Source organism: Rhodoferax sp. (assembly GCF_010365055.1).
GTDB lineage: Bacteria > Pseudomonadota > Gammaproteobacteria > Burkholderiales > Burkholderiaceae_C > Rhodoferax.
In genome coordinates, this window is record NZ_JAAFHA010000033.1 from 1 (window position 1) to 22,628 (window position 22,628).

22 protein-coding genes and 1 pseudogene are annotated in these 22,628 nt (G+C 63.3%); 9 read left to right on the forward strand and 14 right to left on the reverse strand.

The features are described 5' to 3' along the window. Window positions 1–57: 57 nt before the first annotated feature. Together GZ093_RS09500 and GZ093_RS09505 are read left to right on the forward strand one after the other, a co-directional pair. The gene (locus GZ093_RS09500; protein WP_296485284.1) at window positions 58–447 is read left to right on the forward strand and encodes a DUF302 domain-containing protein; all 390 of its coding nucleotides are present in this window, start codon (window positions 58–60) and stop codon (window positions 445–447) included. Beyond that, window positions 444–1,073 (forward strand): rhodanese-like domain-containing protein, encoded by a 630-nt coding sequence (locus GZ093_RS09505; RefSeq protein WP_296485285.1) that lies wholly within the window; start codon window positions 444–446, stop codon window positions 1,071–1,073. The genes GZ093_RS09500 and GZ093_RS09505 overlap by 4 nt, the downstream gene beginning before the upstream one ends. Before the next feature lie 82 nt (window positions 1,074–1,155). On the opposite strand, the gene moaC is transcribed toward GZ093_RS09505, so the two are convergent. Further along, window positions 1,156–1,647 (reverse strand): cyclic pyranopterin monophosphate synthase MoaC, encoded by a 492-nt coding sequence (gene moaC, locus GZ093_RS09510; protein ID WP_296485287.1) that lies wholly within the window; start codon window positions 1,645–1,647, stop codon window positions 1,156–1,158. A gap of 317 nt (window positions 1,648–1,964) precedes the next feature. Here moaC and GZ093_RS09515 point away from each other — a divergent pair, with 317 nt between their 5' ends. Beyond that, window positions 1,965–3,521 carry a M48 family metalloprotease gene (locus GZ093_RS09515; protein ID WP_296485351.1) on the forward strand — a complete coding sequence of 519 codons (1,557 nt, stop codon included), beginning with the start codon at window positions 1,965–1,967 and terminating at the stop codon, window positions 3,519–3,521. Here GZ093_RS09515 and GZ093_RS09520 read toward each other — a convergent pair. From GZ093_RS09520 to GZ093_RS09530, 3 genes are all read right to left on the reverse strand, one after another. Beyond that, on the reverse strand, window positions 3,492–3,842 hold the full coding sequence (locus tag GZ093_RS09520; RefSeq protein WP_296485289.1) for a phage holin family protein: 351 nt from the start codon (window positions 3,840–3,842) through the stop codon (window positions 3,492–3,494). The two genes, GZ093_RS09515 and GZ093_RS09520, sit on opposite strands and share 30 nt — an antisense overlap. 94 nt (window positions 3,843–3,936) lie before the next feature. Then, window positions 3,937–4,422, reverse strand: a complete 486-nt coding sequence (locus tag GZ093_RS09525) for a hypothetical protein (RefSeq protein WP_296485291.1) — start codon at window positions 4,420–4,422, stop codon at window positions 3,937–3,939. After that, entirely contained in the window at window positions 4,419–5,138 is a 720-nt protein-coding gene (locus GZ093_RS09530) for a TerC family protein (RefSeq protein ID WP_296485293.1), read from the reverse strand. The genes GZ093_RS09525 and GZ093_RS09530 overlap by 4 nt, the downstream gene beginning before the upstream one ends. Before the next feature lie 338 nt (window positions 5,139–5,476). Here GZ093_RS09530 and GZ093_RS09535 point away from each other — a divergent pair, with 338 nt between their 5' ends. Then, window positions 5,477–5,893 (forward strand): DUF3717 domain-containing protein, encoded by a 417-nt coding sequence (locus GZ093_RS09535; protein ID WP_296485295.1) that lies wholly within the window; start codon window positions 5,477–5,479, stop codon window positions 5,891–5,893. Window positions 5,894–5,917: 24 nt separating this feature from the next. Here GZ093_RS09535 and GZ093_RS09540 read toward each other — a convergent pair whose 3' ends face one another. Then, on the reverse strand, window positions 5,918–6,805 hold the full coding sequence (locus GZ093_RS09540; protein WP_296485297.1) for an ADP-polyphosphate phosphotransferase: 888 nt from the start codon (window positions 6,803–6,805) through the stop codon (window positions 5,918–5,920). Window positions 6,806–7,147: 342 nt separating this feature from the next. Here GZ093_RS09540 and arcD point away from each other — a divergent pair, with 342 nt between their 5' ends. The 5 genes and pseudogenes from arcD (at window position 7,148) to GZ093_RS09565 (ending at window position 12,709) form a co-directional block, all read left to right on the forward strand. Beyond that, entirely contained in the window at window positions 7,148–8,602 is a 1,455-nt protein-coding gene (arcD, locus tag GZ093_RS09545; protein WP_296485299.1) for an arginine-ornithine antiporter, read from the forward strand. Between the two features lie 39 nt (window positions 8,603–8,641). Further along, a complete protein-coding gene (arcA, locus tag GZ093_RS09550; protein ID WP_296485301.1) occupies window positions 8,642–9,859 on the forward strand; it encodes an arginine deiminase in 1,218 nt (405 codons plus the stop codon). Between the two features lie 41 nt (window positions 9,860–9,900). Beyond that, the gene (argF, locus tag GZ093_RS09555) at window positions 9,901–10,899 is read left to right on the forward strand and encodes an ornithine carbamoyltransferase (RefSeq protein WP_296485302.1); all 999 of its coding nucleotides are present in this window, start codon (window positions 9,901–9,903) and stop codon (window positions 10,897–10,899) included. After that, window positions 10,899–11,834 carry a carbamate kinase gene (gene arcC, locus GZ093_RS09560; protein ID WP_296485303.1) on the forward strand — a complete coding sequence of 312 codons (936 nt, stop codon included), beginning with the start codon at window positions 10,899–10,901 and terminating at the stop codon, window positions 11,832–11,834. The genes argF and arcC overlap by 1 nt, the downstream gene beginning before the upstream one ends. Further along, window positions 11,834–12,709, forward strand: a pseudogene (locus GZ093_RS09565) (YihY/virulence factor BrkB family protein). The gene arcC and the pseudogene GZ093_RS09565 overlap by 1 nt, the downstream one beginning before the upstream one ends. A gap of 95 nt (window positions 12,710–12,804) precedes the next feature. Here the strand turns inward: GZ093_RS09565 and GZ093_RS20840 are convergent. The 9 genes from GZ093_RS20840 to GZ093_RS09610 all read right to left on the reverse strand — a co-directional run bounded on the left by GZ093_RS20840 (window position 12,805) and on the right by GZ093_RS09610 (window position 22,620). After that, a complete protein-coding gene (locus tag GZ093_RS20840) occupies window positions 12,805–13,029 on the reverse strand; it encodes a pentapeptide repeat-containing protein (protein WP_363260523.1) in 225 nt (74 codons plus the stop codon). Then, window positions 13,029–15,506 (reverse strand): phosphoenolpyruvate synthase, encoded by a 2,478-nt coding sequence (ppsA, locus tag GZ093_RS09575; protein WP_296485307.1) that lies wholly within the window; start codon window positions 15,504–15,506, stop codon window positions 13,029–13,031. Before ppsA ends, GZ093_RS20840 begins: the two co-directional genes overlap by 1 nt. A 22-nt stretch (window positions 15,507–15,528) precedes the next feature. Next, window positions 15,529–15,756 (reverse strand): putative cation transport regulator ChaB, encoded by a 228-nt coding sequence (gene chaB / locus GZ093_RS09580; RefSeq protein ID WP_296485308.1) that lies wholly within the window; start codon window positions 15,754–15,756, stop codon window positions 15,529–15,531. Window positions 15,757–16,111: 355 nt separating this feature from the next. Continuing rightward, entirely contained in the window at window positions 16,112–16,426 is a 315-nt protein-coding gene (locus GZ093_RS09585; RefSeq protein WP_296485310.1) for an HPF/RaiA family ribosome-associated protein, read from the reverse strand. A gap of 44 nt (window positions 16,427–16,470) precedes the next feature. Continuing rightward, on the reverse strand, window positions 16,471–16,908 hold the full coding sequence (locus GZ093_RS09590; protein WP_296485311.1) for a host attachment protein: 438 nt from the start codon (window positions 16,906–16,908) through the stop codon (window positions 16,471–16,473). A gap of 143 nt (window positions 16,909–17,051) precedes the next feature. After that, window positions 17,052–17,378 (reverse strand): catalase-related domain-containing protein, encoded by a 327-nt coding sequence (locus tag GZ093_RS09595; protein ID WP_363260526.1) that lies wholly within the window; start codon window positions 17,376–17,378, stop codon window positions 17,052–17,054. Between the two features lie 89 nt (window positions 17,379–17,467). After that, complete coding sequence (locus tag GZ093_RS09600) at window positions 17,468–20,380, reverse strand: cation-translocating P-type ATPase (RefSeq protein WP_296485315.1); 2,913 nt, start codon at window positions 20,378–20,380, stop codon at window positions 17,468–17,470. 94 nt (window positions 20,381–20,474) lie between these two features. Continuing rightward, window positions 20,475–20,942, reverse strand: coding sequence for a hemerythrin domain-containing protein (locus tag GZ093_RS09605; RefSeq protein WP_296485317.1), 468 nt, complete (start codon window positions 20,940–20,942; stop codon window positions 20,475–20,477). 334 nt (window positions 20,943–21,276) lie between these two features. After that, complete coding sequence (locus GZ093_RS09610) at window positions 21,277–22,620, reverse strand: glucoamylase family protein (RefSeq protein WP_296485319.1); 1,344 nt, start codon at window positions 22,618–22,620, stop codon at window positions 21,277–21,279. Window positions 22,621–22,628: the final 8 nt, after the last annotated feature.

Sequence of the window (22,628 nt, forward strand, 5' to 3'; positions counted from 1 at the left end):
GCCCAAGCGCCCCGTTCAATCCAAGCGATGGTTTCACCCATTTAAAGGAGTCGATTTATGTACGGATTCAGCATTCAATTGAAGGTCCCGTTTGATACCGCTGTGGCGCAGGTCACCGAGGCACTGAAAAAGGAAGGGTTCGGCGTGCTCACCGACATTGATGTCAGGGCGACGTTGAAAACCAAGCTCAACATAGACCGCCTGCCGTATCGCATTCTCGGCGCGTGTAACCCGCCGCTCGCCCACCGCGCGATCGAGGCCGATCCTGATATCGGTCTGCTGCTGCCATGCAACGTGGTGGTGCGTGAAGAAACCGATGGCGCCATCACGGTAGCGTTCATGGACCCCGAGGCCGTGCTGGGCCTGGTTGACAAACCGCAAGTGGATGCCATTGGCAAGGAAGTCCTGGCACTTCTGCATCGGGTCAGCGCGAGCCTGCAGCCATGAAGAGCAAGCCACCCCCCGCTGCGTCGGCCACGACCCCGGCTTTGGAAGTCAACATCAGCGGCGATCTGGCGTCGGTTGACGTCATGCACCAGGGCCGCTTGGTGACGATCATGCGCAATCAGAATCCGGACAATGCCATCAATCCGGAATATGCCAAGACGGCGCGCAAATGCCCGCCATTTTGCATCCAGCCCAGTGAACTGGCGCCTGGCGTGAAAACAATCGCCGAACTCGAAGTGTTGCACTTTTTGAAGAAGACCAGCGACGGCGACACGTCCATGCTGGTCATCGACTCGCGCACCGGGGCCTGGGTGGAAAAAGGCGTCATCCCCGGAGTCGTGAACATCCCGTGGGATACGCTTGACATCGGCAAATCGGACACGGTCGCCGTGCAGGACATTCTGGAAAACCAACTGGGCGTCAGACGGCGCGATGGTTTCCTCGATTTCGACAAGGCCAAGACACTGGTTTTGTTCTGCAACGGCTCCTGGTGCGGCCAGTCGCCGACCACGATCAAGGGCCTACTGAAAATTGGCTATCCGGCGCACAAAATTCTGTGGTATCGCGGCGGTATGCAGGACTGGGAAAGCCTTGGGCTGACCACACTCAAGCCAGCGGACAACTGATACAGAGTCTTCGCGCAAGCGAGTGCACTTTAGTCGTGCCGAAGTTTCAAGAGAGGCAGAAAATCCCCTCTACGTCAACCCCCTACGTGCCGTTGACAAAGCTGCCCGACTTGCCGCCGTGCTTTTCCAACAGCTTGCAGTCGGTAATGAGCATGCCGCGGTCCACCGCCTTGCACATATCGTAAATGGTCAGCAGCGCCACCTGCACGGCGGTGAGCGCCTCCATCTCGACGCCGGTGGCGCCCACGGTCTCCACCGTTGCTCTGCAGAAGACGCTGGCGGCCCCGGTGTCATCGGCCTGCTTGACGTCAAAATCAACCGCGACGTGGGTCAGCGCCAGCGGGTGGCACAAGGGGATCAACTCGCTGGTCTTCTTGGCCGCCATGATGCCGGCAATGCGCGCAATGGCCAGCACGTCGCCTTTTTTCGCCGTGCCGGCCTCAATGATGGCAAGCGTGGCGGGCAGCATCTCAATGCGGCCGCCGGCGATGCCGATGCGGTGGGTCGCGGCCTTGCCGGCCACATCCACCATGTGGGCTTGGCCCTGGGCGTCAAAATGAGTGAGAGCGTTCATGGATGGAATTAGTTACAGTTATAAATGAGCGGCGGGTGCCAACTTGACAGAACCTTCATATCGGCCGCGCATCATACGATGCACGCGCCGGCATCCGAGGGCTGGCGCGATCTGCCCGGCCTTGAGCGTCGTACCATGCCATCTTGTCACGACCCTGCGGCCCACTGGAACTCACAGCGACGGTAATCATTTTGACAAAAAATTTTAAACAAAATAGAGCTATAGCCCCCGTAAATAGGGGATTGTCAGCTATTGTTTTGGCAGCATTGTGTGTTGCCAACATCGGCCCGGCGCAGGCCCAGTCCTTGGCCGCCCAGATGCCGACGCTGGGCGACACCAGCGACTTGAGCAGCAGCGACGAGCGTGGCCTGGGCGACCGCATCGCGCGTGAGCTCTACCGCGACCCGGACTACCTGGACGACCCGGTGCTGGCCGAATACGTGCAGGGCATCTGGGAGCCGCTGTTGGCGGCGGCGCGCAAGCGGGGCGATCTGTCGCCGGAACTCAGCCAACGCTTTGCCTGGGAGATCATGCTGGGGCGCGATCGCACGGTCAACGCCTTTGCCCTGCCGGGCGGCTACCTGGGCGTGCATCTGGGGCTCATCGCGGTGGTCAGCAACCGCGATGAGCTGGCCTCGGTGCTGGGGCACGAGCTCAGCCACGTGACCCAGCGCCATATCGCGCGCCTGATGGCCAAGCAGGGGCAGCAAGCGCCCTGGATGATCGGCGCCATGATTCTGGGCGCGCTGGCCGCCAGCAAGAGTGCCGATGCCGGCAATGCGCTCATCGTCGGTGGCCAGGCGGTGGCGGCGCAAAACCAGCTCAACTTCTCGCGTGACATGGAGCGCGAGGCCGACCGCGTCGGATTCGGCGTCATGACCGAGGCTGGTTTTGAAGCGCAGGGCTTTGTCTCGATGTTCGGCAAGCTGCAGCAGGCCTCGCGCCTGAACGACAACGGCGCCTACCCGTATTTGCGCAGCCACCCGCTCACCACCGAGCGCATTGCAGACATGCAGTCACGCCAGGGCTTGGCCACACCAGGGTCGGCCAAGGCCGAGCTGACGCTGGAGCACGCCCTGGTGGCCGCGCGCGCCCGGGTGCTGTCCAACACCGACGTCGATGCGCTGCGGGCCTGGCAGTTTGAAGCCGGCAGTGCCAGTCTGGGCACCCAGGCGGCGCCGCGGCAGGCCGGTGTCTGGTATGGCGCCGCGCTGGCCGCCAGCCAATTGCGCGATTTTGATCAGGCCCGTATCTACTTGGAGCGCCTGCATGGCTTGGTGGCGGGTGACGCCAGCGCGGCGCGGCTGGCGCGGCTGCTGCAAGCTGAAATTGCCCTGCGCGCGGGCGATGCCGGCGGTGCGCAAACGGCCTTGAACACGGGGTCAAACCCCGCCAACGCGACAAGTCAGGCGGGCACGCCGGGGCAAGCGCCTGCCACGGGGCGCCCCGAGCTGCTGCTGGCGGCGCAGATCGCCCTGCAAGCGGGCCCCGGTGGACAGGCTGACGCGGCCAGCGGGACTGGCGGCGCGGCGCTCGCGGCCGTCGCGCTGCGCCTGCAAACCTGGGTGGCGGCGCATCCGCGCGATGCGCAGGCCTGGCAACTGCTCTCCAGCGTGCAGGGCGCGCAGCACCAGACCTTGCGCGCCCTGCGCGCGGACGCTGAAACCCAGGTGGCACGGCTGGACTACGCGGCGGCGCTGGACCGCTTCAAGGCGGCGCAGGCGTTTTCACGCCAGCGCGCCAGCGGTCAAGGAGGGGCGACCGGGGGCGTCAGTGCGAGTCAGGCCGCGGCCGACCACATCGACGCGTCCATCATCGACACGCGCCAACGGCAGGTGGAGTTGCTACTTAAGGAACAGACGCTCGATCGCTGAATCGATCACGATGCCAAACACCGAGTAGATCAGCGAACCCAGCAGCGCCGCGCCGAAACCGCGCACATGAAAGCCGCTCAGCACGCCCGCGGCCGACCAAAACATCAGCGCATTGATGACAAACAAGAAGAGCCCGAGCGTGATCACCGTCACCGGCAGCGTCAGCAGCACCAGCACCGGGCGCAGCAGCATGTTGAAGAGGCCAATGACCAACGCGGCAATCAGCGCTGCGGCGAAGCTGTCGACGACAACCCCGCTGTAAAGATAAGCCACGGCGAGCAGGGCGGCGGCACTGAGCAGCCATTGGGTGAGGAGTTTCATGCGCCAAGAATAGCATCCGGCGCCGGGCCACGCATGACGGCTATCAATGCGGCACGATGCTTCCAATTCAAGCCGGGCCTTTTTGGCTGTCTTGTCAGTCGGGCTTCTGGAAGCCGCCGTCCGCCCAGGCGGTAGCGCTCGCGCGGTTCAGCTTGTAGCCCGGTGACACCTGCCGCTGCGCCAACTCCATCCCGCCCTCGTCCTGCGCCGTCAAGGTGGCCGATGGGTTGTCGTCATCGGGCACGATGTCAAGCGACACGGTGACGCGGCCATTTTTGGCGCTGACGGTGATGCTTTGGTGCAGTGTGGCGTGCAGTTGCTGCTCGTGGCGACGTACAAACTCGGCGGCGGTTTTGACCAGCGTGTTGAACGCATTGCCGTCCAGCGGTTTCGGGTTTTTCTTGTCGCGCCCCATGGTCCACGGGCCGATCAAAGCCGGCTCAGGTTCGCCGTCCTTGATCATGGCCACAGCCCAGCCGTCGTCGTCCTCGTTCTTGATCACGCGGGCGGTCCAGCCGTTGTCACGCCACAGGCGCGGCTGCTCGATCTTGCTGTCGGGGTCGGAGAGTAGGTCAGTCACGGCTGGATTTTAGCCGCCGACCCAGGGATTGCCTGGCGCTGGCGCCACCAGCCGGCGCCCAGTACACCGATGACCACCAAGCCGTAGGTACTCCAGCGCGCCGCCGTCTGCAGCGGCTCCAGCGGCTGGCTGGCGTTGCCAAACAGGCTGGTCAGCAGCGGCTCGGTGACGATCATCTTGGCGGCGGTAAAGGCCAGCACGGCCGCGCCGATCTGGATGATGGCCGGAAAACCCTCGACCAGTCTCAGCACCACCGTGCTGCCAAAAACCACAATCGGCACGCTGATGAGCAGGCCGATGATGACCAGGTCAAAGGCGCCGTGCGCGGCACCGGCCACGCCCAGCACGTTGTCCACGCCCATCAGCGCATCGGCGACGATGATGGTTTTCATGGCGCCCCAAAAGGTGCTGACGACCGGGCCGTCGTGGTCCTGGCCCTCGTCCTCGGCCAGCAGCCGGTAGGCAATCCACACCAGCCCCAGGCCGCCGACCAGCATCAGGCCGGGAATCTTGAGCAACCAGACCACCCCGACTGTCATGACGGAGCGCACCACGATGGCGCCCACGGTGCCCCACATAATCGCTTTGGTCTTGAGCCGAGGCGGCAGATTGCGCGCCGCCAGCGCAATGACGATGGCGTTGTCGCCGGCCAGCACCAGGTCGATCAAAACGATGGCCAGCAGGGCGGACCACCAGGCGGCAGAAAATAATTCCATGGCAAAACCTTGATAATTTTTGTGTTGGTCAACACCGGCTGTGCACTGCGCTGACGCTGGTCTGAGCCGAGCTTCGCGCGCTGCACCGCCCGTGCATGGCGAAGGTCTTGCTCGATGGTGCGCAGCACGGCCTGGAAAAATACAGTCCTTGACGCGGCCTCATCGGGTGCACCGGGCAGGCGTTCGGCCTGCCGTATTGACGATGCACCCACAGGGAGCTACTCCCCTTCAGGCGCCGATTAAACCATTAAATCGTCGTCTTGCTGTGGCTGGTTTTGATGACGCGTGCCGCCTGGGGTCAAGCCAGAACCCGCTGACCCCGCTATGATTCGCTCCCCATGGCTGCGCTACACATCACCGACATCGAAGCCGCCATCAACCACTGGCGCGCCCTGCTGCCGGCCGGCGCCGACTTCGCGCTGGCCACTCCCACCCGCGCGCTGGCCGAGGTCTATGCCGTGATGGTGGTCCAGCATGTGGTCGAAGTCGATGAGTCCGCCTTGCCGCAGGCCGCTCTGCAGGCCTGGCTGGCCTGGTACGACAGCACGCCCGACACGCCGTGCATCGCCATCTGCTCCACCAGCCAGGGCGATGAAGAATGCAAAGGCTGTGGCCGCAGCTTTGCCGAGGTGCAGCACTGGACGGCGCTGCGTCCGGCCGAGAAGCGCCAGGTCTGGCGCCGCATCACCTTGCTCGGCACCGCCTGGCGTTTCAATAAATATGCCGAGCGGGCCAATAAAAAAACGTCTGGTTGATCAGCCCCAAGGCCTGGCACCTCTTCAGTGGCTGTCAGAGGCGTCCTTCATCAATTGGTGGCGGATCGACTGCAATTCCTGCTGGCGCTTGGCGCTGGTTTCGGGGTAGCGCATGTTGAGCGACTTGAAGGTATCGAGAATGATTCTGGAAATGATCAGGCGCGCGTTCTCTTTGTCATCAGCGGGCACCACGTACCAGGGGGCAATTTGGGTGCTGGTGGCGCTCAGGAAGGCCTCGTAGGCCTTCATGTACTGGGGCCAAAATTTGCGCTCTTCGATGTCAGCCAGACTGAATTTCCAGTTCTTTTCCGGCTCGTCGATGCGATCGAGAAAGCGCTTTCGCTGCTCTTCTTGCGAGAGATGAAGAAAAAACTTGATGATCCGGGTGCCGTTGTTGAAGAGATGCTTTTCCTGACCCACGATGGAGCGATACCGCTCCTGCCAGACGGTTTTCTCGTCATGCAAGTCTTCCGGCAGCCGCTCGGCCTGCAATATCTCCGGATGCACCCGCACGATCAACACCTCTTCGTAATACGAGCGGTTGAAGATGCCGATTCGACCGCGTTCCGGCAGGGCCTGTGTGGTGCGCCACAGAAAATCATGGTCCAGTTCTTCAGCGCTGGGATGCTGGAAGCTGAACACCTGGCATCCCTGGGGGTTGATGCCGGACATCACATGCTTGATGGCGCCATCCTTGCCGGCGGCGTCCATGGCCTGAAAGATCAGCAACACGGCATGGCGGTTGGATGCGTAATGCAATTGCTGCAGGTCGCTGAGTTCCTCGACCTGTTCGGCGAGGAGTTTTTTATAACCGCTCTTTGACTTGTAGGCGGGTTTCACCAGCGTTGGCCACTTCTTGAGATTGACTTTTTCACCTTCCTTGACCTGGAAATCTTCAGACTTGATTTTCATTGACTGCCTTTCGGAGAACAAAGCTTGGACACACGGAGACAATTTTGGGGCAATTTGCCAGCTGAAGTGGACCCCACTCCGCTTTGCCAATCGGCTGGCCCAGGTGATCGACGGCTTTGAAATGGTGCCCGCTGCGCCGGCCGCACAGGGCTGAAGCTTTGCGCAAAGTTGGATCACCGTCGGCGTGAATGCGGTCACTGAACTGCAAACGCTTTTGATGACTTCGGGACTCGTTTGCGGTTTCGCAAAGACGAACAGTCACAACATCAGTAGTGTGAAATTATGAACGAGTGGTGTCAAGAATGAATGAGACGCCCTAGTCTTACCACGAGAACGCCAGCCATGAACACTCAACAGACCACATCGCCGCAAAAAAAAGCGCCCGGCAAACTTGGCTTAAGCCTGCTGGTGGCGCTGGTTGTGGGCTCAATCATTGGCAGCGGTATTTTTGGTCTGCCGCAGAACATGGCCGCCGGCGCCGGTGCCGGTGCGATTCTGATCGGCTGGACGGTCACCGGTGTCGGCATGCTGCTGCTGGTGCGCGTCTACCAGATGCTGTCGCTGCGCAAGCCCGAACTGGACAATGGCGTGTACGCCTATGCCCGGGCGTTGTCAGGCGAATACGTTGGCTTCAACTCGGCTTGGGGCTATTGGGTCAGCGCCTGGATCGGCAATGTGGGCTATCTGGTGGCCGCATTCGGTGCACTTGGGTACTTCTTCCCTGCTTTTGGCAAGGGCAACACGCTCGCAGCCATCATCGGCGCCTCGATGGTGCTGTGGCTTATTCATGCTCTGGTGCTACGCGGCATTCAAGGCGCTGCCGTGCTCAACGCTGTGGTCACGCTGGCCAAGATCGTACCGTTACTGATATTCATCGGCCTGGTGGCCATGGCGTTCCAGTTGGATACCTTTCGGCTCAATTTCTGGGGTGATGCCAAACTTGGCTCGGTGCTTGATCAGGTGAAAAGCACGATGCTCGTGACCGTGTGGGTCTTCATCGGCATCGAGGGGGCCAGCGTGTATTCGGCCCGTGCTCGCAAACGTGAAGACGTTGGCTGGGCCACGGTCATCGGTTTCCTGATCTGCCTGATGTTGCTGATGTCGGTGTCACTGCTGTCGCTGGGCATCTATGGGCAGCCCGAGTTGGCGGGTCTGAAGAATCCGTCGATGGCGAGTGTGCTGGAAGCGGCGGTGGGCACGTGGGGTGCGGTGCTGATTTATGTCGGTCTGATCGTGTCGGTGGGCGGTGGCTTTCTGGCCTGGATGCTGCTGGCTGCGGAGTCGCTTTTCACGCCGGCCGACGGCGGAGTGATGCCGGCTTGGCTTGCCAAACAGAACAGCAAGGGCGTGCCGGCGAACGCACTGTGGCTGACCAACGGCATGGTGCAGCTGTTCCTGGTGCTGACGCTGTTCTCGGAGGCGTCGTACCTGACTCTCATCTCGATGTCCACGGCGATGATTCTTCTGCCTTACCTGTTCAGCGCCGCCTATGGGCTGTTGCTGGCGTGGCGCGGCGAAGGCGAGGCGCAGGCTACACGCGGTGGCCACCACCGCAGCGATGTACCCATCGCCGCACTGGCCACCGTTTACTGTCTGTGGCTACTGTATGCCGCCGGTCTTAAATATTTGTTGTTGAGCGCCTTGCTGTATGCACCCGGTGCCGTGGTGTATCTGATCGCCAAGCGACAACGCAGCGAGCAACCCTTCGAGGGGCGCGAATGGGCCATTCTTGCTGCGCTTGTCGTGCTGGCGCTGGTTGCCGCAGCCCTGCTGGCCACGGGGCGTCTGAGCATCTGATGATGGTTAGACGGACACATGTTTTAAAGAGGTAGTCATATGTCAGCAGGAATCCACTCGGAAGTTGGTCGCCTGCGCAAAGTGCTGGTATGCCGGCCCGGCCTGGCGCAGAGGCGCTTGACGCCGCTCAATTGTCATGAGTTGTTGTTCGACGACGTTCTATGGGTAGAGCAGGCGCGGGCAGACCATGACGCGTTCACCCATGCCATGCGCGAGCGTGATGTTGAGGTGCTCGAACTGCAGGCGGTCCTTGCTGAGACCATGGGCAACCCTGCTGCGCGCGACTGGTTGCTTGAGCGCAAACTCGGTCCAAATTTCATCGACCCGGAACTGGCGCAGCAGTTGCGGCCCTGGCTGGAAGGGTTGTCGCCGAGCCGTCTGGCCGAACACCTCATTGGCGGCCTGGCGCGTGCCGAGCTGCCTTTCGAGCCAGAGGGGCTGTTGGCGCGTTACGCCGCTGAGGTCGACTTCCTGTTGCCACCGCTGCCCAATACTTTGTTTACGCGTGACAGCAGTTGCTGGATCGGTGAGGGCGTGGCCTTGTGCCCCATGTATTGGCCGGCGCGCCGGCAGGAGACGCTGCTGACCGCAGCGGTCTATCGGTTTCATCCGGCTTTTGCGGGTCACACCACCGTGTGGTGGGGCGACCCCGACCAGGATCACGGTCAGGCCACGCTGGAGGGCGGTGATGTCATGCCGCTGGGCGGGGGGGTCGTGTTGATCGGCATGGGCGAGCGCACCTCGCCCCAGGCCGTGAGTCAGCTCGCTCGCGCACTTTTCGCAACCGGTGCAGCAAGCCGGGTGCTCGCAGCCCAAATTCCCAAGTCGCGCGGCGCCATGCACATGGACACCGTGTTTACTTTTTGCGATGTGGACCTGGTGACCTACTTCCCGGAGCTGGTGGACACCATCCGCGTGCACAGCCTGCGGCCAGGCAAGCTGGCGGGAAGCCTGGATGTGCGCACCGAGACTCAGCCCTTTCTTGAGGTGATGAAAGATGCCCTGGGCGTGCCCAAGCTGCGCACTGTCGCCACCGGTGGCGATGCCTACACGGTGGAGCGCGAGCAGTGGGACGACGGCAATAACCTGCTGGCGCTGGCACCCGGCGTGGTCGTGGCCTACGCCCGAAACACCCATACCAACACCTTGCTGCGCAATGCCGGGGTGCAAGTGATGGTTATCTCAGGCGCTGAACTGGGCCGCGGTCGCGGTGGCAGCCACTGCATGTCCTGCCCCATCGAACGTGACGCCGTCTAGGTGCCGCCCGAACATCCACAACTCTCAAGACTGGATTCCCCATGGCCTTCAACCTTCGCAACCGCAGCCTGCTGGCGCTCAAGGACTTCGCCCCTGGCGACATTCGATTTCTGCTCGACCTGGCGACCGAGCTCAAGCGATCCAAGGCGGTGGGCAATGAACACCCGCAGCTGAAGGGCAAGAACATTGCGCTGATCTTTGAGAAACCCTCGACCCGCACGCGCTGCGCCTTTGAGGTAGCGGTGCACGACCAGGGTGGCCACGTCACGTACCTGGATGCTGTCGGCTCGCAACTGGGACATAAAGAGTCCCTCAAGGACACGGCTCGCGTGCTGGGACGGTACTACGACGGTATTGAGTACCGTGGCTTCCATCAAAGCGTGGTCGATGAACTGGCGCGCTTTGCCAAGGTGCCGGTTTGGAACGGGCTGACCGACGAGGCGCACCCGACCCAGATTCTGGCTGACCTGCTGACGATGCAGGAGTTTGGCGAGAAGCCGTTGCACGAGTTGAGTTTTTGCTACCTGGGCGATGCCAGCTTCAACATGGGCAGCTCGCTGCTGGTGGGCGGCACGCAAATGGGCATGGACGTGCGCATCGCCGCACCAGAGGACCTGCAACCGCCGGCCGACCTGGTGGCGCAGATGCGCGAACTCGCGCGCAGCACCGGGGCGCGCATCACGCTGGAGACCGACCCATTGAAAGCCGTGGCTGGGGCAGACTTTCTCTACACCGATGTCTGGGTGTCGATGGGCGAGCCCGAAGAGGTCTGGAAGCAGCGCATCGCGCAACTTCTGCCCTACCAGGTCACGACGGCATTGATGCAGGCCACCGGCAAGGCGCGCACCAAGTTCATGCATTGCCTGCCGGCCTTTCACAACCTGGATACCGAGGTGGGTCGCCAGGTGCATGAGAAATATGGCCTCAGCGAGATCGAAGTGACCGACGAGGTTTTTGAATCCGATGCGTCCGTCGTTTTCACGCAGGCCGAAAACCGCATGCACACCATCAAGGCCGTGCTGGTGGCCACACTCGGATGATGAGACTCGTCGTTGCCCTTGGCGGTAACGCGCTGCTGCAGCGCAGTGAACCGCCCACCGCAGAAAACCAGCTCGACAACATTCGCCGTGCAGCCGTCCAGATCGCGGGCGTGGCTGCTGGGCATGAGTTGGTGCTGACACACGGCAACGGGCCGCAGGTGGGTCTGCTGGCACTGCAGGCCGCCGCCTACACCAGCGTGGAGGCCTATCCGCTGGATGTGCTGGGCGCGCAGACCGACGGCATGATCGGCTATCTGCTTGAGCAGGAACTTGCCAACTTGCTGCCGCCGTCCAGAGCCGTTGCCACCCTGCTCACACGGGTCGAGGTGGACCCGAACGACCCTGCTTTTGAGCACCCGACCAAGCCCATCGGCGCCGTGTACACGCAGGCCGAGGCCGAGCGCGCTGCGGCCGAGAAGCATTGGGCAATCGCGCCGGATGGCACCGCATTCAGGCGTGTCGTCGCCTCGCCAAAACCGCTGCGTGTGCTGGGTCTGCGTTCCATCCGCTTGCTGCTCGAACATGGGGCGCTCGTCATCGCAGCGGGTGGCGGGGGCATTCCGGTTGCCAGGGGCGATGATGGTCACAGCCTGCAGGGCATTGAGGCCGTGATCGACAAGGACCTGTGCAGCGGCCTGCTGGCACGCGAACTCGATGCTGACTGCCTGATCATCGCCACCGATGTGGCAGCGGTCTATCTCGATTGGGGTCAGCCCAACCAGCGTGCCATTGGCAAGGTGACGCCGCAGGCCCTTGCCGCGCACGACTTCGCGGCAGGTTCGATGGGTCCCAAGGTGGAGGCGGCCTGCGCCTTCGTTCTTGCCACGGGCAAGCGTGCCGTGATTGGTTCTCTCGATCACATCGAGGAAATGTTAGCAGGCAGCGCGGGCACCCAAGTTCGCCTGGCATCGGCAGGTAGTGCCGCCGTCTTATGATGCTCGCCGACCTGCCCGCCGCGTGGTGGGGTCTCATCAAGCAGGTCGCAAGCGCGTGGCTCGACGACTACGTGCCGAGCATGGGCGCCGCGCTGGCCTTTTACACGATGTTCTCGTTGGCGCCGCTGCTGCTGATCGTGGTATCGGTGGCCGGGTTCGTGTTCGGCGAAGTCGCCGCCCGCGGCGAGATTCAGGCGCAACTGCAGGACCTGATGGGTGAACGCGGCGCGGGCGCAGTGCAGGATCTGCTGGCCAGCGTGCGCGAGCCCTCCTAGGGCCTGACGGCCACTGCCGTGGGCCTGGTGCTCCTTCTCGTCGGCGCGACCACCGTGTTTGCCGAACTGCAGGACGCGCTCGACCGGATCTGGCGGGTGCCGGGGCGGCTGCGCAAAAGCGGCTGGCTCACGCTCGTGCGTGCCCGCCTGCTGGCCTTCGGCATGATCCTCGCGGTCGGCTTCCTTCTCATCGTGTCGCTGGTCACCAGCGCGATGCTGGCTGCCGTGGGGCGTCGTATGGACCCGGTCTTCGGTGGCTGGCAGGTCGTGGTGGAGACTGGGAACGCCGTCGGCGGTTTCTTGCTCGTGGCGTTCATGTTCGGCCTGATTTACAAGGTCATGCCGCGCCAGCGCGTGCTGGCGGCAGACGTGTGGCTCGGCGCTTTGCTTGCGGCCTTGTTGTTCACCGGCGGCAAGTTTCTGATTGGCGCCTACATCGGCCGCAGCGGTGTTGCGTCGGGGTTCGGCGCGGCCGGTTCGCTGGTGGTGGTGCTGCTTTGGGTGTACTTCTCAGCTCAGATTCTGCTGATTGGCGCAGAGTTCACCTGCGCCTACGCCCGGACCTTCGGATCCCACAAGGCGACATCGGCTGACCCCTGAGCGGCTACATTTGCGCGTTGTCCTTTTCGTCGGTCAGCACGATCGGAACTGGTCTGATGTTTGGCGAACAAACAGGTGGCGACCTCGTCGGTCCATCAACGCATTCCGTGGGCCGGGCAACCCCTGCAACCTTGCGTATCGGCATCAAGCCAGCCGATGCTTGCATCGATGCGGGCGCCGCGCAAGTCGGCATCACGCAGATTTGCGCCTTCGAAATTGGCTCCACGCAAATCAGCTTTGCGTAAATCAGCATTGCCGGCCAGGGCACTTGACTTTTTGACCTTGGACAGCACGTCGCTTGGGGACGCTATGCAGTGCATCAGATCGCTCCATGACTTGGCCAAAGCTGCGGTGCCTTCGCGCTGGAGGCCGGCGGCAAGCCCTTCTCCGCCTGCGCTCCCGCAGTGTCCTCCAAATCCTGCTCGGCCTGTGCAACCACCTGTTTCACGGCCAGAAAACTGTCTGGGCTCACCGAGATGGAATCGATGCAATGCTCCACCAGAAAACGTGCAAATTCGGGATGGTCGCTGGGCGCCTGGCCGCAGATACCGACATGCGTGTTGCTTTTTTGTGCCTTGGCAATCAGCTCGGCGATAGCCGTCTTCACGGCTTCATTTTGCTCGTCGAACAGGCTGCTCAGCACAGCGCTGTCGCGATCGACGCCGAGCACAAGCTGCGTAAGATCGTTGGAGCCGATGGAAAACCCGTCGAACCGCCCGGCGAACTGTTCGGCGAGAAAAACGTTGGACGGGATCTCGGCCATCACGTATACCTTGAGGCCGTTTCTGCCGCGAACCAGGCCATTGTCGGACAGCACCTTGAGCACCTTGTCGGCCTCCTCGATGCTCCGGCAGAACGGGATCATGATGACGATGTTGTCGAGGCCGATCTCCTCGCGCGCCATGCGTACCGCGCGGCATTCGAGGGCGAAACCCTCGCGGTAGCCATCGCTGTAATAGCGGCTGGCACCGCGCCAGCCCAGCATCGGGTTCTCTTCCTTCGGCTCGAATTCCGCGCCGCCAATCAACTGGGAATACTCGTTGGTTTTGAAATCGCTCATGCGCACGATGACCGGCTTCGGGTGATGGGCCGCAGCGATGCGCGCCATGCCGCGCGCCAGCGCGTCAACAAAATACTGCCTCTTGTCCTCGTAGGCAATGGTCAGCTCGGCGATGCGGCGACGCGCCTTCTTATCCTTGATATCCTGATAATGAACCAGAGCCATCGGATGTATCTTGATCATATTGCCGATGATGAACTCCATCCGCGCCAGCCCAACGCCGTCGCTTGGTAGGCGCCACCAGCGGAAGGCAGCCGATGGATTGCCCAGATTGAGCATGATGCGGGTACGAGTCTGCGGAATATCCTCCAGGCTCATTGCCTGCTCTTCGAAATCGAGAATGCCGTCATAAACGTGCCCCGCATCGCCCTCGGCGCAGGACACCGTCACCTCCATGCCGTTCTTCAGCACGCCGGTTGCATCACCCGCACCGACGATGGCCGTCAGACCCAGCTCGCGGCTGACAATCGCGGCATGGCTGGTACGCCCGCCATGGTCGGTCACGATCGCGGAGGCTTTCTTCATGATCGGCACCCAGTCTGGATCCGTCATCCCGGTCACCAGGACAGCGCCTTCCTCGAAGCGGTCAATCTGGGCAGGGCTCTCCAGGCGGCAGACCTTGCCCGCTGCGATGGAGTCGCCGACGGCCAATCCCGTGACGAGACGGCGGCCCTTGTTCTTCAACCGATAGGTCTTGAGCGTGCCGGCATCCTTGCGCGCCTGCACGGTTTCCGGGCGCGCCTGCACGATGTAAAGCTCGCCGGTTTCGCCATCCTTGGCCCACTCCATATCCATCGGCTGGCCGTAATGCGCTTCGATCGTGCAGGCCCAGCGCGCCAGTTGCAGAATCTCTTTGTCGCCCAGGACAAAAGACGAGCGTTCTTTCTTGCTCGTGTTGACGAGCTTGGCGGTGGCGCTGCCGTCGTGCGCGTAGACCATCTTCTGCGCCTTGCCGCCGAGGATTTTCTCGATGATCGGCTGCAGGGTGTCGCTCTCCAGCAGCGGCTTGAAAACATGATATTCATCTGGCTCGACCATGCCCTGAACCACGGGCTCGCCAAGTCCCCAGGCGCAATTGATGAGCACGCTGCGTGGAAAGCCGGTCTCCGTGTCGATGGAAAACATGACCCCGGAGCCGGCCTTGTCGGAACGGACCATCTCCTGCACGCCGATGGAAAGCGCGACCCGCATGTGATCGAAACCGTGATTATTGCGGTAGACGATCGCCCGATCGGTGAACAGCGATGCGTAGCATCGCTTGCAGGCCTCGAGCAACGCCTTGTCGCCGTGGATGTTCAGAAAGGTTTCCAGTTGTCCCGCAAAGCTCGCCTCTGGCAAGTCTTCCGCCGTGGCGCTGCTGCGAACGGCCACGCTTGCCACCTTGTGTCCGCTGTGCTCTGCCATCTCATGGTAGGCGCGCGTGATCGCCTCGGCCAGGGGCGCGGGAATATCCGCTTCCAGAATCATTTTACGAACCGCTTTGCCGACCTTAGCAAGATTGCCCCCGTCCTTGTCGAGTTCATCCAGCTTCGCGGCCATGCGCGCCTTCAACTCGTTCGCCTCAAGAAATTCCCAGTAGGCGTACGCCGTCGTCGCATAACCGCCGGGCACATTGATACCTGATACGCGCAGCTTGCCGATCATCTCTCCCAGCGAGGAATTCTTGCCGCCAACAATGGCGGTGTCGGCGCGGCTCAGGCCGGAAAACCAGCGAACAAGGGATAGGTCTTTCGTCATCTGATGTTCTCCTGTTAGAGCGTCATGGTTTCTTATGCCAGTCATCACCGCGCTTTTCATAGTGCTGTTTCACCGCCGCCCAGGCGACCTTGTGCGCGGTTTCCTCTTGGCTTGCATCGCTCCTACGGTCGGCGCGATTCTGATAGGTATCCCAGGCGTGATTGAAGGCTGCCCGGTATATTTCCTGGGCATGCTTCGGCAGCACGTTTCTGACACTTTCCGGGAGATTGCCTAGCGTGTCGTATGGCATGACGTTTCTTCCCTTGGATATCTAAGAAATAACACCGGTATCCGGCGGCGTTATTTGCCATCTTTAGCGGCGGCGGTGTGGGTTCCCGATCGGGAGGCGGTGGCTCCACGGGCGGACGCCCCGGGTCGGGAGGCTCCCCAGGGATGGGCTCGTCCGGTGGAATGGGCGGGATGGGTGGTTTTCCCGGCGGGGGAGACGGCTTGGGCGGTATCACCGGCGGGTGTATGGGCTGCGGCGGTTCTTTGATCGGGGGCTTGATGGGCGTATCTTGCATGGCGGCTCTCCAGAGTTATGTCTAAAGAAGTTTTGTTTCTGTCGAGACTTTTCTTTCCAACTGTTTTTGCCGCCAAGATCGTTAATGATTATCCAGCCGCCCAAGGGTGCTTTCGATCATGTGCTTCAACTTCTCGGCGGCGCCGCGAACGGCCAGGTCCGGGTTTGCCGCCCGATGAGTTACCGCTATGGGCTGGCGACCTTCGAGGCGGGCTTCCATCAGGCAACGCTTGTCGTTGATGTCGGCTTTGTCGCTATTCTCGTCGCTGAGATGCACTTCAACACGTGTGATGTGCTCGCTGAAACGGTTGAGCGTGCTCTCAATTATGTCTTTCGTCTGATCAGCAAATGCATCAGAGCCTTCAACGTTTTTATCAGTATTTATCTGAATGTGCATGATTTCCTCCTGTGATTGAGGTCGGTTTATTGTCGGCGCCGCACTTAAAGTTGCTCAGGCAACCGGGCGCGCAATTCTTCGGGCCGTAGCGCGGTGTAATCCTTGTCCAATTCCATAGACACCAGCGCACTAAGCGGTGCGCCGAAGTTCGCGCGCAACAGACCGAGAAACATGGGCGCGACCACCAGAACGAGACGCCCAAATGCATTGTCCACGCGCCCTTGCTCGAGCCGATCCGCGATCAACTTGGCGAAGCGGATCTGCTCCTGTTTCTTGGGATCGACCTCGACTTCCATCGCATGGCGCCCCTCGCCATGGCTGTCGAAGCTGCGCCCGGGCCGGTCGCTAACGAGGTCCATCTGCTTCGCGCGCGCATCGGGGTTGTCAAAGGTCGCAAGCTCGGTCAAGGGCGCCGTCGGCGAGTCTGCGGAAAAGAGGGTGGCGTTGCCGCTGTTCGCAGCGAGAATCCATATTTTGATCATGATATTTCCTCTAAAAGTTACTCGACAATATTGTTGGCGGCTTCGCACACCACGCGTGCGCCCAACTCTCGGGCCAGTCTACCCATCCATGTGTACTCGCAAATGCACTGACTTCGATTGGTTGTTTTTGTACCACGGTTCGATCAAGCCCCGATGACAGCCTCGGCGATACGCTTGCCGATATTCTTGTCGATATTGCGCCAGTACTCGAAGGCGCGCTGCAGAACAGGCTCGGAGACGCCGTTGCTCAGATGACCGACCACATTCGCTACCCGCGGTGTCCATGGCCTGGAACACCAGCAGCAAGGCGTGGCGGTTCGACGCGTAGAGCAGACGCTGCTGGTCGCTGAGCTGATCGACCTGGTCCTCCAGCCGTTTGCGGTACGCCTTCTTCGACTTGCAAATCGGTTTGACGTTCGTCGCCCAAAGGCCGAGGTCAACCTCGTCGCCCTCGCGGAGTTTGAATGCATTGGCGTCGATTTTCATGAGAACTCCTTGCTGGTCATATGTGCCCCGGCGGCAAAACTCTGTGAGCGAGCGGCGCAAGCGCGCGCCGGGTTCAGAGTCGTCGCACCAGCTTTCGCCCTTCACTGAACCAGAGCACCCCGCTGGCCATCGCCACACACACGCCCCACTGGCCTGCCGAGAGCGGCACCGTGCCGAAGGCCTGGTTCAGAAAAGGCAGGTGCACCACAGCCGCTTGCAGTGCCGCCGACAAGGCCACCGCCGCCCACAGCCAATGGTTCGAGAACGCCCCCCGGAACGCTGATACGGTGGCCGAACGCGCGTTGAAGCAGTTGAACAACTGCGTCAGTACCAGCACCGTGAAGGCGGCGGTGCGCGCCAGTTCCAGGCTGTGCGGGCCGGCGCCCAGCCAGGCGTCCACCGGCTCGATCAACCCGCCGGGCAGGAACAGGTCCAGCGTCAGCAAGGTCAGTACCGCCATCACCACGCCGCCCTCCAGTACACCCAGCCCCATGCGGGCATCGATGATGCGCTGGCTGCGCGGGCGCGGCTTGCGCGCCATGACGTCGTCGGCGATCGGGTCCACGCCCATGGCCAGCGCAGGCCCGGTGTCGGTGATCAGGTTGATCCACAGGATCTGCGTGGCCAGCAGCGGCAGCACCACCGCGCCACCCGATCCGGTGGCCGTGGCCTTCAGGCCGATGACACCCGCCCCCACCACACCAGCGAACACTGTCAAGACCTCGGCCAAGTTTGACGACAGCAGGTAGCGCAGGAACTTGCGGATGTTGTCGAGCACGCCACGCCCCTCGCGCACTGCCAGCACGATGGTGGCGAAGTGGTCGTCGGCCAGGATCATGCGGGCCGCCTCCTTGGTCACCTCGGTGCCCGCCACGCCCATCGCCACGCCGATGTCGGCAGCCTTGAGTGCCGGGGCGTCGTTGACACCATCACCTGTCATCGCCACCACGTTGCCGCTGCTCTGCAGCGCGCTCACGATGCGCAGCTTGTGCCTGGGCGCCACGCGGGCGAACACCGAGGTCTGCAGCACGGCGGCGGTGAAGGCGGCATCGTCCTCCAGCTTGTCAAGCTCGATGCCGGTGAGCACCGGTGCACCGGCGCTGGCGTCGGTGTTGGCGATGCCCAAATCAGCCGCAATGCTCGCTGCCGTGCGCGGGTGGTCGCCGGTGATCATGATCACGCGGATGCCAGCCTCTCTGGCCTCGGCGATGGCCACGGCCGCCTCTTCGCGTGGCGGGTCGATGATGCCCACGGTGCCGAGGTACTCCAGACCTTGCTCAAGCGCGGCCGCCTCCTCCGCGTCGGCCGGGATCTGCGCGTCGGGTGCCAGCGTGCGGCGCGCCACGGCCAGTGTGCGCAGTGCGTCACCGGTCATGGCCGCCACGTCGGCCAGCACCTGCGCGTGCAAGGCGGCATCGAACGCCACCGTGTCCTCGCCCTGGCGGGCGTGGGTGCAGTGCGCCAGCAGCACATCGGGTGCGCCCTTGACAAAGAGCACATGCGCGTCGCCGTCGGCATGGTCCACCACCAGCACCGACATCATCTTGCGCTGCGAGGTGAAGGGAGTCTCGCCAATGCGCTCGAAGCGTTCCTTCGCCTCAAGCGCGGACTCGCCTGTCTCCCGTTGGTCCGGGTCGCCCAGCTTGCGTTCGGCCACCAGAAACGCAGCTTCCGTCGGGTCGCCCTGGATCGTCCATGCGCCGGTCTCATCCTGCTGCAGTTGGGCATTGCCGGCCAGGCTGCCACCGCGCAGCACGGCCTGCAGCTCGCTGCGCAGCGGGCCTTCGGGCATTTCCGCACCGGCCGTCTCGGCGCGCCCCTCGGGGGCGTAGCCCACGCCGGTGATGTCGCTGCGCCCCGAGGCCGTCATCACCCGCTGCACCGTCATCTCGCCGCGCGTCAGCGTACCGGTCTTGTCCGACGCGATGACGGACGCCGACCCGAGCGTCTCGACCGAGGCCAGCTTCTTGACGATGGCATGGTGGCGCGCCATGCGGCGCACGCCCATCGCTAGCACCACCGACAGGATCGCAGGCAGGCCCTCGGGCACGGCGGCCACGGCCAGCGACACGCCCAGCAGCAGCACCGTTACGACATCGGCCACGCCCTGGAGGTTGGAGATGAGCAGGATCGTAGCCACCACGACGCCGGCAATCGCCAGTGCCGCGATGCCCAGCACCTTGCCCAGGTGCGCAATCTCAACCTGCAGCGGCGTCGGCGCGTCGGGCGTGGTGTCCAGCAGGGTGGCGATGCCGCCCATCTCGGTCTTCATGCCGGTAGCGGTGACGATGGCGTGCCCAGTGCCCTGCGCGACCGCCGTGCCCTTGAAGACCATGTTCAGCCGATCGCCCAGCGCCGCGGGCCCGGGCAGCAGCGCCGCATCCTTCAGCACCGCCTCGCTCTCGCCCGTCAAAGGCGCCTCCAGCAGCTTCAACGCGGCGGCTTGCGCCAGGCGCGCATCGGCACCCACGGCGTCGCCCTCGCTAAGCACCAGCACGTCGCCCTTGACGAGCTCGGCGCTGGGCACCCGGGCGACGGCGCCGTCGCGCAGCACGGCCGAGGTGGCGGTGGTCATCTTCGCCAGCGCCGCGACCGCCTGTGCCGCCTTGGCCTCCTGCAGCCAGCCCAGCACCGCATTCAGCACCACCACGAACGCGATGACGATCGCATCGAGCGGCCAGCCGGCTGCACCGGGTCGGCCCCGGCCTTCGAACCACCAGGCGGCCACGGCCACGGCCGCTGCCGCACCCAGCAGGTAGACCAGCGGATCTTGCAACTGCGCCAACGCTCGCCGCCACGCGGGCACGGGGGGCACCGCGCGCAATTCGTTGGGGCCGTCTGCATGCAGCCGTTTGGCCGCCTCTCCGGCGCCAAGGCCGCGCTCCAGGTCGGTGCCGAGGGTCAGGGCCAGGTCGGCGACGTTGATCAGCGACGGGTCGTCCGGGGGCGCGGCACCCGGCGCTGGGACAGGTTGTTGCGGGCGCACTGGCTTTAGTAGTCGAGAGCGTCGGCCAGCGATTCGGCGCTGCCGATCCCCGACTCTCCGTCTAAGAAGGCAGGGGTCTGCATTGCCGTCAGTGTCACTCTGCCGTCGGCGCGCGCGGGCTTAAGCGCTGACGCACCACCTGGCCAACCAGCACTGCCGCCGGGTACATCACCTCTTCCTCGGTGCGCGCGTGTTCGGTCAAGGCTTCGGCGAAGGTGACGATGTCGCTGCGGCCCGTTCGCGCGGCGGCATCGCGCAAGGTGTTCAAGGCGGCGACGATGGCCTTGTGTTCGGCGAGCATCTGCGGCAACTCGGCCTCGAGTTGGTCGGTGAGCGTCAGCACCTCGGCCATCTCGGCACTCCATTCGCCGCGCGCCAGCGCCGCGAGCAGCCCCAGCGGTGGCAGCGCGAACTGGTCTTCCTTGACGAAGTGCGGGTGCATCAGCTGCGCCAGCGTCTTGGCCGCTTCGCCGACTTCACCCTCGGCTTGTGTGGCCAGACGCAGCTCCTCATGCAGGGCCTCATGTTCGTGTTGCAGCGGCAGGGGAATTGTGAACTTCATGATGGGCTCCTCGGGGTTTTCATATGCATCTCCTTCTGGTTTGCGGCCGGCACCCCGTGCTGTCGGGTGACTGACCTGTCGGTATCGATGTCGGGGCCGTGCTTGACTTACTCACAGGTCAGCAAGACCGGCAACAGCATGGACACTCGGCGGGTGCCTGGTCCATGAACGGCGTACCCGGAGAACGAATGTCCAGTATGCGCATTCGTCGGCGCCCCGTCTGTGCGCTGGCGCACAAGGTGTGCCGGCGCCAATGACCAGCAGGTCGTAGGGGTCAGCGGCGCCCTGGCAACCAGCTTGGACCGAGACAGGGCACGACGAAGTGGTGTCGGTGTCATGGCGGCCCGCCTTCAGTCAACCAGCCGCCACGAAAGCCCGCGCGGTGCAGGCCGGTGCGGATTGCCGCCGAACGCTTGAGCAGCCGCCACACAAGGCCGGAGCGGGCGTTCTCGATCATCAGCACGATCATGCCTTGGTCGAGGCCGAAGCGGCCGTCCGAGATCCAGCCTGCCGGGGCGCCCTTGCCGACGCCTCGCACCGTGTCGTTGTAACCGCTGGCGAGCGCGCTGCGGTCGCTGGGTGGCGAGCCGCGCGCCAGCAGGCGTCGCACGGCCGGCAGCACGATCTCGGGAGCGAAGGCCAGCGATGCCAGCACCGAAGGGCCGCTGAGCGTGCCGTCATCGGGGCCCCAGGGCACGCCACGCGCGGCATAGCCGTAGAACGACTGGCGTCGCCCGGCCACGCGCTGGCGCGCCGTCCTGGGCCCGTCGCCGGCCGACAGGCCCCAGCCGTCCTTGTCGTAGCCGACGAAGCTGTGCGGGTTGCGGATTGCGTACTCGCGCTGCACGTAGGTGGCGCGGTGGCTATTCTCGAAGTAGTCGCAGTCCTTCTCGCGCATGAAGCGGTCGCGGATGCCACGGAAGTCGATCCAGGCGTGTGAGAACTGGTGGATGAACAGCGGCCCGGCAAAGAGATGATCGATGCCATACAGGTTCTTCCACTGATAGGTAGAGGTCCACGAGGAGAAACTGCCTGCGGTCAATGGATGGGTCGGCGACCCCAGGCCCAGCGCGTAGAGCAGCAACGCCTCGCTGTAACCGTTCCAAGCGTGGTTCAGAAAGCCGCGGCCGGGCTTCCAGCCGTGCACCAAGGCAGCGCCCTGGGGCTGCGCCCAGCACCAGTCGACGCGCCGGTACAGCGCATCGGCCAGCGTACGCAACTCGGCCTCGTTCGCGGTCGCAGCCGTAAAGTAGGCCGCCGCCGTCAGCATCCCGGCCAGCAGCAGCGCGGTGTCGATCAGCGAAACCTCGCAACGCCAGGCGCGGGCGCCGCTGTCCATGTGCAGGAAGTGGAAGTAGAAGCCCTTGTACCCGGTCGAATCAGGTGTGCCGCTCTGATCGCTGTCGCCAAAGAAGCGTAGTGCGGACAGGCTGCGCCGAAGTGCTTCGGCGCGCGTCATCCAGCCGCGCTCCACCCCCACCGGGTAGGCCGACAGGGCGAAGCCAACGACCGCGATGCTGGCGTGCGAACCCGGCCGCGAGGTGTCGGCCACCAGGCCGTTGCTGCCCCCGCCGTGTTCGAAGAAATAGTCGAAAGCGGCGCGCTGAAGGCCGTCCAGCATGGCCTCGTCGACCGGCGACATGGGCTCGGCCGTGGCCATGGTCGACGCAGTGCTCATGCTGGCGA